This is a genomic window from Ancalomicrobiaceae bacterium S20 (assembly GCA_040269895.1).
Classification (GTDB): domain Bacteria; phylum Pseudomonadota; class Alphaproteobacteria; order Rhizobiales; family Ancalomicrobiaceae; genus Methyloraptor; species Methyloraptor flagellatus.
Genome location: CP158568.1, coordinates 299,227 through 311,211, shown reverse-complemented (window position 1 = coordinate 311,211; position 11,985 = coordinate 299,227). Strand labels below are relative to the sequence as shown.

The 11,985-nt window shown below is 68.4% G+C and carries 11 protein-coding genes and 1 pseudogene; 2 read left to right on the top strand and 10 right to left on the bottom strand.

Features of this window, described 5'->3' with window-relative positions:
* Positions 1–10: 10 nt before the first annotated feature.
* Positions 11–946 carry a dihydrodipicolinate synthase family protein gene (locus ABS361_01380; GenBank protein XBY44985.1) on the bottom strand — a complete coding sequence of 312 codons (936 nt, stop codon included), beginning with the start codon at positions 944–946 and terminating at the stop codon, positions 11–13.
* Between the two features lie 83 nt (positions 947–1,029).
* On the opposite strand from ABS361_01380, the gene ABS361_01375 reads away from it, so the two are divergent.
* Positions 1,030–1,833 carry an AraC family transcriptional regulator gene (locus ABS361_01375; protein ID XBY44984.1) on the top strand — a complete coding sequence of 268 codons (804 nt, stop codon included), beginning with the start codon at positions 1,030–1,032 and terminating at the stop codon, positions 1,831–1,833.
* A gap of 36 nt (positions 1,834–1,869) precedes the next feature.
* Here the strand turns inward: ABS361_01375 and ABS361_01370 are convergent, their stop codons facing one another.
* Entirely contained in the window at positions 1,870–3,105 is a 1,236-nt protein-coding gene (locus ABS361_01370; protein XBY44983.1) for an MFS transporter, read from the bottom strand.
* A gap of 70 nt (positions 3,106–3,175) precedes the next feature.
* Between ABS361_01370 and ABS361_01365 the strand changes: the two genes are divergently transcribed.
* Positions 3,176–3,628 (top strand): helix-turn-helix domain-containing protein, encoded by a 453-nt coding sequence (locus ABS361_01365; protein XBY44982.1) that lies wholly within the window; start codon positions 3,176–3,178, stop codon positions 3,626–3,628.
* A 131-nt stretch (positions 3,629–3,759) separates the two neighbouring features.
* Here the strand turns inward: ABS361_01365 and ABS361_01360 are convergent, their stop codons facing one another.
* The 8 genes and pseudogenes from ABS361_01360 to ABS361_01325 form a co-directional block, all read right to left on the bottom strand.
* On the bottom strand, positions 3,760–4,659 hold the full coding sequence (locus ABS361_01360; GenBank protein XBY44981.1) for a protein-glutamate O-methyltransferase CheR: 900 nt from the start codon (positions 4,657–4,659) through the stop codon (positions 3,760–3,762).
* Positions 4,656–5,896 (bottom strand): annotated as a pseudogene (locus tag ABS361_01355) (chemotaxis response regulator protein-glutamate methylesterase). The gene ABS361_01360 and the pseudogene ABS361_01355 overlap by 4 nt, the downstream one beginning before the upstream one ends.
* Before the next feature lie 7 nt (positions 5,897–5,903).
* On the bottom strand, positions 5,904–6,269 hold the full coding sequence (locus ABS361_01350) for a response regulator (protein XBY44980.1): 366 nt from the start codon (positions 6,267–6,269) through the stop codon (positions 5,904–5,906).
* Positions 6,270–6,312: 43 nt separating this feature from the next.
* Positions 6,313–6,780 (bottom strand): chemotaxis protein CheW, encoded by a 468-nt coding sequence (locus ABS361_01345; GenBank protein XBY44979.1) that lies wholly within the window; start codon positions 6,778–6,780, stop codon positions 6,313–6,315.
* Complete coding sequence (locus ABS361_01340) at positions 6,777–9,521, bottom strand: chemotaxis protein CheW (GenBank protein ID XBY44978.1); 2,745 nt, start codon at positions 9,519–9,521, stop codon at positions 6,777–6,779. Before ABS361_01340 ends, ABS361_01345 begins: the two co-directional genes overlap by 4 nt.
* 279 nt (positions 9,522–9,800) lie before the next feature.
* The gene (gene chpT, locus ABS361_01335; protein XBY44977.1) at positions 9,801–10,472 is read right to left on the bottom strand and encodes a histidine phosphotransferase ChpT; all 672 of its coding nucleotides are present in this window, start codon (positions 10,470–10,472) and stop codon (positions 9,801–9,803) included.
* Positions 10,473–10,754: 282 nt separating this feature from the next.
* Entirely contained in the window at positions 10,755–10,946 is a 192-nt protein-coding gene (locus ABS361_01330; GenBank protein XBY44976.1) for a hypothetical protein, read from the bottom strand.
* Positions 10,934–11,971 carry a hypothetical protein gene (locus ABS361_01325; GenBank protein ID XBY44975.1) on the bottom strand — a complete coding sequence of 346 codons (1,038 nt, stop codon included), beginning with the start codon at positions 11,969–11,971 and terminating at the stop codon, positions 10,934–10,936. Before ABS361_01325 ends, ABS361_01330 begins: the two co-directional genes overlap by 13 nt.
* Positions 11,972–11,985 lie beyond the last annotated feature (14 nt).

Here is an 11,985-nt window from a genome sequence, read left to right as displayed (position 1 = left end):
ACGGGTCCGCTCACTCGGCCGCCCAGTCGGCGTACCAGGCCTGGAACTGCGCCAGTGCGCGGTCGGCATGGGCGCGCTGGCTCGGCGACAGCGCGTCGGTCGGCACGAAGTGCGAGCCGTACTCGGCATGGCCGACCGCGACCATCAGGTGCTTGTAGTAGAGCACCAGATCCGCGCCCTCGTCGAAGGAAGACAGCACGCCGAGCGCACGGTCGAGTTCGAGCGCGCGGCGGCGGGCGATCACGTCGCCGGTCGCCGCCTTCTGGGCCAACGCGACCAGATGCAGCACCTCGCGCGGCAGCACGTTGCCGATACCGGTGATGGCGCCGGTCGCGCCGCAGTTCACATAGCCGTGGAACACCTGGGTATCGACGCCGACCATCAGGGTCAGGCCCGGATCACCGGTCGTGATGTGCTCCGCCGCGTAGGTCAGCGAGGCCGCGCCGCCGAATTCCTTGAAGCCGACCAGATGCGGATGGCGCGAGCGCAGCTCGAAGAACAGGTCCGCCTTGGTCTCGTAGCCATAATAGGGGCTGTTGTAGATGACCGACGGCAGGTCGACGCCGGCGGCGAGCACCGCGTCGAAATGCGCCCGCTGCGCGGCGACCGAGGAGCCGCGCGACAGCACGCGCGGGATCAGCATGAGCCCTGCCGCGCCGACGCGCTTGGCATGGGCGGCGATCGCGGCAGCGCGCATGGTGTTCTGCGCGCCGGTGCCGACGACGACCGACAGGCCGGCCTTGACCAGCCGCTCGACGCCTTCCATGCGCTCTTCGTCGGTGAGCAGCGGCCAATCGCCCATCGAGCCGCAATAGACCACCGCCGACATGCCCTGGGCGACCAGATGCTTGCCCATGCGCACCAGCGCGTCGAAATCGGGCTTCCGGTCGGGCGTGCACGGCGTCATCAGCGCGGGCATGACGCCTGCGAACAGCGGCTTCGTCATGATAGTCTCCGGTTCGTCGTCGGTCGGTGATCGGAGCTTGGACGAAACCGACGCCGCTGTCTTGTCGGAACCCGGAGTGACGAGTGCTCGATCGGCACAATGACGAAGCCGCCGCCCCTGCCGGACCCGCCCCGCTCGACCGGGCCGGCTCCTCCGGCGCGGTCCGCGCGGCGTTCCTCGCCAGCCTCGGCGATCCCTTGTTCTGCGAGACGCTGTTCGACGCGGTTCCGGACATCGTGTTCTTCGTCAAGGACGCCGCCGGCCGCTATGTCGCGGTCAACCGCACGCTCCTCGCCCGCACCGGCTTCCGCACCAAGGCCGAGGTGGTCGGCCGGACCGCCGAGGCGGTGTTTCCCGGCGCGCTCGGCGTCGAGATCGCCCGGCAGGACGCTGCGGTGGTGGCGAGCGGCCGGCCGATCCACGGCAAGCTCGAGCTGCACCTCTATCACGGTGGCGAAGAGGGCTGGTGCCTGACCTGGAAGGAGCCGATCCTCGACCCCGCCGGCCGCGTCGTCGGCCTCGGCGGCATCTCGCGCGACCTGCAGGCGGTCGATGCCGAGCGCGGCGGTCTGGTCGGCCTGTCGGGCGTCATCGAGCACGTCCGCACCCATCTCGACCAGCCGCTGCGCGTCGCCGATCTCGCCGCGCTCGCCGGCCTGACGCCATTCCAGCTCGACCAGCGCCTGCGCGCCCTGTTCGGCCTCTCGGCCGGACAGTACCTGACCCGTGCCCGCATCGAGGCCGCCTGCTCGGCGCTGCGCACCACCGACCGCCCGATCGCCGCCATCGCGCTCGACTGCGGCTACGGCGATCAGGCCGCCTTCACCCGCCAGTTCCGCAAGTCGGTCGGGCTCGCGCCGTCGCAATATCAGAAGCTGCATCGCTGACTGGCCCGTCACGGCGCGGCCCCGTCACGACGCCCCTTACGGCGACGGTCGACGGATCACGCGCCCGGCGCCGAGCCCGAAGGCGATCAGCATCAACGCAGCCGCGACGAGGAACGTCAGTCGCCAGCCCTGCGTGATCGCATCCGGTGCGGCGTCCCGCACGTCGCTGCCGACCCCGAAGGCGAACAGTGCCCCCAGCACCGACGCCCCGAGCATCAGCCCGAGATTGCGCGACAGGCCGAGCAGGCCGGAGACGACGCCGCGGCGCTCGCTCGCCACCTCGGCCATGACCGCCGTGTTGTTGGCGGCCTGGAACAGCTGGTAGCCGGGCGTCAGCACCGTCACGGCGAGGACATAGCCCGCGAGGCCGACGAGCGCCGGCAGCAGCGCGAGCGCCAGCGCACCGGCCGCGAGCATCGCGACGCCGAGGCGGAGCACGCGGGGCGCGCCCCAGCGATCGACCAGGCGGCCCGACGGGATGCCGCTGACGATCGAGATCGTCGGCCCGACCGACATGACCAGACCGATCGCCAGATCGTCGAGCCCGAGCCCGCGGCCGAGGTAGAACGGACCGACCACGAGCGTCGCCATCATCACGGCCGCAACCAGAAGATTGCTGGCGAGCGACGGGACCAGCGCCGCATCGAAGCCGGCGAACAGCCCGTCGGCACGTGCCGGCCCTCTGCCGGCCTCGTCCCGCGGCAGCGCACGGAGCGCAAGACCGAGGGCGACGAGCGTCAGCGGCACCTGCACGAGGAAGATCGCCCGCCAGCCGACGAAGGCGACCAGCACGCCGCCGAGCGACGGGCCGAGCGCGGTGCCGAGCGCGGAAACCGTGCCGAGCAGCCCCATGGCCCGGCCCATCCGATCCGGTCGCGCGGCCCCGCGCACCAGCGCGATCGTCAGCGTCATCAGGATCGCCGCCCCGGCACCCTGCACGGCGCGGGAGACGATCAGCAGCGGCAGGCCGGGCGCCAGCCCGCAGGCGAGCGAGGCCGCGGCGAACAGGCCGAGGCCGATCAGATGCAGCCGCCGCAGTCCGTACCGATCGCCGAGCCGCCCGACCACCACGACGGACACCGTGAGGCTCGCCAGATAGGCGATGACGATCCAGCGCACGGCATCGAACGAGACGGCGAAGGCTAATGCAATCGTCGGCAGCGCGACGTTGGCGATGCTGGTGCCGAGCGATGCGAGCAGCATCGACAGGATCAGCGTCGCCCATAGGCGGCGGCTTTCCGGGTGTTCCGTGGTCGGATCGGGGGTGGTCATGTTGCGTCTCCTCTTGCCTTTCGGGCCATCGGAGCGCAGCGTACGAATTCAAGTCGACTTGAGGTCAAGCATGAAACTGCTCGATATCGGCGAGGTCGCCGCGGCGACCGGCATTCCGCCGTCGACGCTGCGCTATTACGAGGAGATCGGCCTCGTCACCTCGCTCGCGCGCCACGGCCTGCGCCGGCAATACGCGCCCGATGTCGTGCTGCAGCTCAGATTGATCGCGCTCGGCAAGTCGGCCGGCTTCGCGCTCGAGGAGATCGCCGGCATGTTCGGGCGGGACGGCTTGCCGAACCTGCCGCGCGATGTCCTGCACGAACGGGCGGATGCGCTCGATCAGCAGATCCGCGAACTCGTCGCGCTGCGCGACACGCTGCGCCATGTCGCCGATTGTCCTGCTCCCTCGCACATGGAATGCGCCACGTTTCGCCGGCTGGTCGAGGTGGTCGGTCGGCGCGGGGCCAGGGCAAGAAGACACCGCGAGGGCCGTCGTCCGACGGTGAGGACAGGATCGAACTGAACGAGGCTCGGGGGGGGCGCCCGGAGCCGACGCGGATCAGGTCGGGCCGCGGAATGCCGCTCGCCGGAGCAAAAAGCAAAACGGCGCCCGAAGGCGCCGTTTCGTTCCGTATCGATCGATTGGCCTGCCCGTCAGCGCGCGCCGGCGAACTGGAACCGTGAGCCGAACGGCGAGGCCGGCTGAGCACCGTTGGTGCCGGTCGCCGAAGCCGGCGCCGCCGGCTTGTTGACGCAGTAGAGGCCGCGCTTTTCCGGCACCGGCTTGAAAGCGTCGGTCAGGCCGACCACCGTCTCCGCGGCGCCGAGGACCAGGAACCCGTCCGGCGCCATCATCTTCTGGATCCGGTTCAGGATGTCGATCTTGGTCTCGTTGTCGAAATAGATCAGCACGTTGCGGCAGAACACGATGTCGAACTGACCGAGCGTCGAGAAATTCTCGAGCAGGTTCAGCTTGCGGTACTGCACCATCGAGCGGATCTGCGAGGACACCTGCCAGAGATCGCCGATCTGCGTGAAGTGCTTCAGCAGATAGTTGATCGGCAGTCCGCGCTGGACCTCGAACTGGCTGTAGATGCCGGCCCTGGCCTTCTCCAGCACCTCCATCGAGATGTCGGTGCCGATGATGTCGACGTTCCAGCCGGCGAGCTTCGCCTCGACGTCCTTCAGGCACATCGCCAGCGAATAGGGCTCCTGGCCCGTCGACGCGGCGGCGCACCAGATCCGGATCTTGCGCTGGGCGGCGCGCGCCTGGAGCATCGCCGGCAGCATGGTCTGGCTGAAATGGTCGAACGGCAGCTTGTCGCGGAAGAAGAACGACTCGTTGGTCGTCATCGCCTCGACGACATCCTCGCCGAGCTGGTTGCTGCCCGGCTCCTTGAGCTTGGCGACCAGCGCCGAGATCGAGGCGAGCCCGACCTTGCGCGCGACCGGCAACAGGCGGCTCTCGATCAGATACTGCTTCTCGTTGGTGAGAACGAGACCGGAGCGCTGCTTCAGGAAGGCGCGGAGATAATCGTACTCGATCGGCGTCATGGGCGACCTCCGCTCAGGATGCGGACGATCTTTCCGCCGATCAGGTCGAGCGGAACGATTTCCGAGGCGGCACCCGCGGCCGCGACAGCGCCGGGCATGCCCCAGACCACGCTCGATTCTTCGTCCTGCGCGATGACGCTGCCACCGCCGGCACCGATCTGCTTGGCACCGGCCGCACCGTCATGGCCCATGCCGGTCAGGACGCAGGCCAGGATCGCCGCGCCATAGAGCGGCACCGCGCTCTCGAACAGCGGATCGACGGCCGGTTTGCAGAAGTTCACCGGCGGTCCGTCGTTGAGCAGCACGACGGTGTCGCCGCCCTGCTTGCCGATCACCATGTGCTTGCCGCCCGGGGCGACATAGATGCGGCCCGGCATCAGCGGCTCGCCATGCACGCCCTCGGCCGCACGTCGGCCCGAGGCCTTGGTGATGTGCTCGGCGAGGATCGCCGTGAAGGTCGGCGGCATGTGCTGGGTCACCAGCACCGGTAGGTTGGTGATCGCCTTGCCGATCTCGGTGAACAGCTTGGTCAGCGCCTGCGGCCCACCGGTCGAGGAACCGATCAGCAGGATGCGCGGCGGCACGGCCGAATAGGGTCGGGTCTGGTAGGCGACCTGCGACTTGTTGATCGTGGCGACCGGGCGCGGCGCGGCGGCCGGCGCCGCTGCCGCTCCGTCCGCGGCGCGGGCGCGCCGGGCGTGGAGAACGGCACGCGATGCGCGCCCTGCTGGGCGGTCATCGCATGGCTCGGCGCCCCGGACGAACGCTGCGCACGCTGGCGAGCGCGCTGGCCGAGCGCCTTGACCTTCTGGATGACCTCGTTGCGGAACTCGACCGACGTTGTGACGCCGCTGTTCGATTCCGGCTTCGGCACGTAGTCGGCCGCGCCGAGCGACAGGCACTTCAGCGAGATCTCGGCGTTGCGGCGCGTGAGCGTCGAGGCCATCACCACCACGAGACCGGGCTTCTTCTGGAGAAGCAGCGGCAGGGCGGTCAGGCCGTCCATCTCCGGCATCTCGACATCGAGCACGACCACGTCCGGATCGGACTTGAGCACGTCGTCGACGGCGAGCTTGCCGTTGCGATGGCTCGCCACGACGTTGATTTGCGGGTCTTCCGCGAGCCAGCGGCCGATCAGGCCGCGCACGACGACGGAGTCGTCGACGACCATCACCTTGATGGCGTCGGACGACGGCGTGGTCGGAGGCTGTAGGGCGGCACTCGAAAAAGCGGACATGAAAGCCTCAGATCAGGCCGACCTCGGCGAATTTCGCTTCGACGATCTCGCGATCGAAGGGCTTCATGATGTACTCGTCGGCACCGGCCCGCATCGCACGTGCAATATGCGCGATGTCGTTCTCGGTCGTGCAGAACACCACCTTCGGCGTGTGACCGCCGGGCTCGCGCCGAAGCGCGCCGAGGAACTCCAGTCCGTCCATGACCGGCATGTTCCAGTCGAGCAGGATGGCGTCCGGCATGGCGCGACGGCAGAGGTCGAGCGCCTGCTGACCGTCCTCGGCCTCGGTGATGTCGAACGACAGGTCTTCAAGGATGCGTCGGGCGACCTTGCGGATCACGCTCGAGTCGTCGACGACGAGACAGTTCTTCATGGGCGTCGCTCCTGCCTGGGCGGAGTGAGGAAACCGCGGCGCGTCAGGCCGCCAGCGACTCGTGCATGCCGCCGAGCACGCGGTCGACGTCGAGGATCACCATGAGCTGACCGTTGAGCCGGTGCACGCCGTCGGAGATCGTGGCCCAGCGGCCGTCGAGGTTCACCGGGTTCGGCTCGCGGCCGGCGGTCGGCAGCGTCAGCACCTCGCCGACGTTGTCGATCAGCAGTCCATAGGACTCGCCCTTGTGCTCGATGCCGACGGCCATCAGCGTGTTCTGGCCCTCGCGCGGCGGCAGATGCAGCCGCCGGCGCATGTCGATGGCGGTCACGATGCGGCCGCGCAGGTTCAGCACGCCCGCGATCTCCGGGCGCGACAGCGGCACGCGCGTCACCGACTCCGGCACGAACACGTCGTGGACGCGCTCGATCGGCAATCCGAACAACTGGCCGCCGATCACGACGGTGACGTACTGGACGCTTTCGGCCAGGGCGTTGATTTCGTCGCTCATGCCGCGACTCCGAGCTCGTAGGTGGTGACTTCCTTCAGGGCCGCGATCAGGCCCGGACGGTCGAACTTGGCGATGTAGTCGTCGAAGCCGGCCTGACGGCCACGCTCGATCGAGGCCGGCGTGCAGTGCGCCGACAGCGCCAGCACCGGCGTCGAGCGCAGGCGCGGATTGCGCTTCACCGCCTCGGCGAACTCGAAGCCGTTCATTTCCGGCATCTCGATGTCGGAGACGATGACGTCGAACCGGCGGCCGTCGTCGAGCAGCTTCAGCGCATCCTTGGCGCTCTCGCAGGTGGTGACCGAGTAACCGGCCGCCTTCAGCACCGGGCCGAGCATGTTGCGGAAGAACGCGGCATCGTCGATGAACAAGAGCGAGCGGTTCAGCATCTGGACGTCGAGTTCCTTGCGGCGGAACCAGTCCTCGAAGGCCTGCGGCAGGAAGTGGCCGATGTCGATGACCTCGGTCGCCCGGCCCTTGATGACCGCCGAGCCGAGCACGCCCGGACGCTCCGAGCCGACCTCGATCTCCAGACGGTCCTCGACGATGTCGATGATCTCGTCGACGACCAGGCCCATGGTGCGGCCGGCGTCCGAGAACACCAGCATCGGCAGGCTGCCCTCGGTGCGGCGCTGCGCATATTCGTCGAAGTAGACGAGCGGCATCAGCGAACCGCGGTACTGGACCAGATCGCGGCCGTTCGAATGCTCGATCTTGTCGACCGCGAACTCCTCGAGACGCGTGACCAGCGACAGCGGCACCGCCTTCGGATGCTCGGAACCGGCGCGGAACAGGAGCAGCGAGACGAGCGCGGTGTCGTCGCGGGCGCGCTCCTCCTCGACCTGCTGCTTGTCGAGCTGGGTCGCTGCGGCCGAGGTGCCGATCGCCTGGGCGACGCCGTTCGGATCGACGATCATGATCACCGAGCCGTCGCCGAGGATCGTGTTGCCGGAGAACATGTTGATATGACGCAGCATGGTCGACATCGGCTTGACCACGATTTCTTCCGTGTGGAAGACCGCGTCGACCACGACGCCGAAGGTCTGGCTGCCGACCTGCATCACGACGATGAAGCCGTCGTCGTCGCCCTTCTCCACGTGGTTGACGTCACGATGGGTGATGTCGAGCAGCTTCTGCAGATGGACGAGCGGCAGCAGCTTGTTGCGCAGGCGCAGCACCGGCGTGTCGCGGATGCGCTCGATGCGGTGCTCGGAGTTCGACTGCGCGCGGACCAGTTCGACGACCGAGAGCTGCGGGATCGCGAAGCGGTCGCCGGCGCTCTCGACGATCAGCGTCGAGACGATGGCGAGGGTCAGCGGGATCTTGATGGTGAAGGTCGTGCCCTGGCCCTGCACGCTCTTCAGGTCGATCGTACCGCCGATCGCGTCGATGTTGGTCTTGACGACGTCCATGCCGACGCCGCGACCCGACACGTTCGTGACCTTGGCGGCCGTCGAGAAGCCCGGCGCGAAGATGAACTTGTTGATCTGCTGCTCGGTCATCTTCTCGAGTTCGAACTCGGTCGCGAGCCCGTTCTCGATCGCCTTGGCCTTGATCTTCTCGGCGTTGAGACCGCGACCGTCGTCGGAGATCTCGATGATGATGTGGCCGCCCTCGTGATAGGCGGACAGGCGGATCACGCCCTTCTCGGCCTTGCCGTTCTCCTTGCGGATCTCCGGCGTCTCGAGGCCATGGTCCGCCGAGTTGCGGACCATATGGGTCAGCGGATCCTTGATCAGCTCGAGCACCTGGCGGTCGAGCTCGGTATCCTGGCCGACCATCTCCAGTTCGATGTGCTTGCCGAGTTCCTGCGCGAGGTCGCGGACGACGCGCGGCAGCTTCTGCCAGGCGTTGCCGATCGGCTGCATGCGCGTCTTCATGACGCCTTCCTGCAGTTCGGCGGTCACGTTCGACAGCCGCTGCAGCGGCACCTTGAACTCGCTGTCCTCGTGACGGCGCACGATCTCCAGGAGCTGGTTGCGGGTCAGCACCAGCTCCGAGACCATGGTCATCAGGTGTTCGAGCGTCTCGACCGAGACGCGGATCGTCTGGGTGGCGACGGAACCGCTGGCCGGATCCTTCTCGGGATCCTCGACCTTCTTCGCCTCGCGGCGGGCCGGTGCGGCCTTGGCCTGCGGCGCGGGAGCGGCTTCGGCGGCCGGCGCGGGCGCCTCGGCGACCGGCGCAGCCTCGGCGGCGGTCTCGCGGAAGGCGCGCTCGAGCTCGTCGAGCGACACTTCGCCCGGACGCAGCTGGCGCTCGAGTACCTGGAAAACCAGGCTGCCCTCGGTATGGCTCGGCGGCTCGGCGGCCTTCGGGGCGGACTTCTCGGCGGCCATGAGGCCCGCGGCGGCCGCGGCCGCGGCCGCGCCACCCTCGGACATGCGCTCGAGTTCCTTGATCAGGTCGTCGTCGGAGCCGGCCGGCTCTGTCTCGGTCGCCTCGAGATCGGCGACGAGCCCCTTGATCCGGTCGATCGACTGCAGAACCAGCGTCACCGCCTGCGGCGTGACCGGCACGCCGTCGCGGAACTTGCCCATCAGGGTCTCGGCGGCGTGGGCGATCGCCTCCAGGCGCGGCAACCCGAGGAAGCCGCAGGTGCCCTTGATCGTGTGGACGAGGCGGAAGATGTTGTCGAGGATCTTCGCGTTGTTGGGATCTTGTTCGAACTTCACGAGTTCGACGTCGACCACATCGAGGCTCTCGTTCGTTTCCGTCAGGAATTCACGAAGCAGATCGTCCATGGCTCTCTAACCCTGCCTTGTCCTCGACGGATCGCCTTTTCCAAGCAGGCAACCTTCCGCAGAGGCCAGTATCGGGAGAAAGAGTTAAGAGAGGCTTGCCGGTGGCGACCATTCAAAACGGTCGCTCAATTGGTGAACGCAAGCTGAAGAAAGTGTAACCCTGAAATCCTAGATATGCTCCGATTATTCCACCGACTAAGGTCGTAACAATCGTTGATCCGGAGCAATGTCGCCCGGCAAATGAGATCGCCGGGCGCGTGGTCGAAAACGGCGCTATGCTCAGGCTTCCGCTGCGTCGGCCGGCACATTCTGCGGCTCGGCCTTGAAGATCACCGCATCGCCGTCCTTCGTGACGGTCACGGTCATGCCTGCAGCCTTGGCGAGCAGACCGGCATAGATCGGCTGCACCATGTGTGCATCCGGATGAGCATCGCCGAGTTCCCCCTTGAGCAGCGCCTCGACATGCGCCGGAATGCGCGAATTCATGCCCGTGCAGACCAGCGTGAAGGTCGGCCGCGCCGCCTCGCCGGCGACGTCGAGCTTGATCGTGCCGCCGCGCGGGATCGCATGGGTCGAGATCAGCACCAGGTTGAGCAGCAGCTTGACCAGGTTCTTCGGCATCAGGACGCGCGTGGCGGTCCATTCGAGATTGGCCTTCTCGCCGGCCATGAAGCCCTTGGTGACCGTCTCGGCGTCGCCCAGATCGATCTCGGCACCGGCCGAGCCGGCAGCACCGAAGGCGAGCCGTGCGAACTGCAGCTTGGCGGAGGCCTGCCGCGCGCTCTTGCGGATCAGGTCCATGGCGAAGCTGCGCATCTCCTCGTTGTTCTCTTCTTCGAGAACTTCGAGGCCGTTGGTGATCGCACCGACGGGCGAGATGATGTCGTGGCAGACGCGGCTGGCGAGCAGGGCCGCAAGGTCGAGAGCGGCAATGTCCGACGTGTCGGGCATGGGTCGAGGCTCCTCGGCCTGATCCGTGATCCGTCCCTGGCGGGCGGCGGCGGGATCCGGCCATATGGGCAATGGGACCGACCGCCGACGCGAAACGGAGACGGCAGCCCCGAAAAACGGGCGGATCCGAGGGAGCGGCGGAAGATGCCGCGGACGCGGCCGACGAATCGTCGGTAAGCGATCCTCACCCGAGCGATAGCGCGTTTTCGGTCCCTTGCAAACCATCGGTCGCGGAACGTCGGGGGATGCGCCGCGCCGACGTCCGATCGGGTCGGATCCGCCTCAGACCCGCTCCTCGGCGCGCGGCGGCCGGACGCCGCCACCGCCGGCACGGCCACCCCCGGCGGGCGTGTCGAGCGCGCGGATGCGGTCGATCAGGCTCTTGCGGCCGGAGCGAGGCTCGGTCGGGGCTTCGGCGACCAGCCGCGCCACCTCCGAGCCCTCGCCCTGCACGACGCGGGTCAGACGCACCACCTCGGCGGCGAGGTCGCCGAGCTTCTACGCAACACGCCGTTGTCCGCCTGGGCCGACGCTTCGGCGGGCAACTCGCGCCAGCGGCGTGCGTCCTCGAGCGCGACAGAGAGCCGGTCGCGCTCGGCCGCGGTCGCCGCCAGCCGCGCTTCGAGCTCCTGGCGCTGGCGCTCGAGCGCCTCGATCGCCGGCGCCTCGTTGTGCCCCGGCCGGCGCGGCGCATAGGCGACCTGGCGGTCGAGAGACTTGATCCGCCCGTCCGCCTCGGCGATCGCCTCGGTCGCCCGCGACAGGTTGCGGATGTTGCGCTCCAGATTGTCCTGCGCGTCGGCGAGTTCGGTCTCCAGCCGCGCGACCTGCCCCTCGAGCCGCGCGACCTTGTCGCGTTCCAAGGCGAGCGAAGTGTCGCGCTGGACCAGTTCGCTCTCGGCGCGGATCAGTTTTTCGCGCGTGGTCGCCAGATCCTTGCGCAGGTCGCCGACCTGTACCGTCAGCGAGTCTATCCGGGTCGTCTGGGTCGAGATTTCGAGGTTGCGGTCGTCGATCTGGCCGAGCAGCGCGCCGATGCGCGCCTCGCGTTCGGCGAGCGCCTGATCGCGGGCCACGAGCTCGTCCGCCGACGCCTGCGCCGCCTCGGCGCCCTTGGCGAGGGCCGCTTCGTGGGCCTCGATCGCGGCCGAGAGTTCGCGCTCGCGGTCCTCGAGTTCGGCGACGCGGGCACGCGCCGCGTCGCGTTCGTCCTCGGCGCGGAAGGTGGCGTCGCGCTGGCGGCCGGCCTCGGCCATGTGCTCGGCGGTCTTGCGGCGCAGGTCGGCGGCCGCGAGTTCGAGCCGCCGGGTGGTCATCGCGAAGGAGGCGGCCAGCCGATCCTTCTCGGCCTGGATCTCCGAGCGCGACAGCGGCGTCGAAGCTTCCAGGCGCCGACGCGTCAGCCTGACCGCGCGTCGCCAGATCGCCGGCATCACCATCAGAGCCAGAAGCCCGGCCGTGAGAAAGCCGAGCGCGAAATAGAGCGCCGTCTCGATCAAGCTTCCCGGTCCCG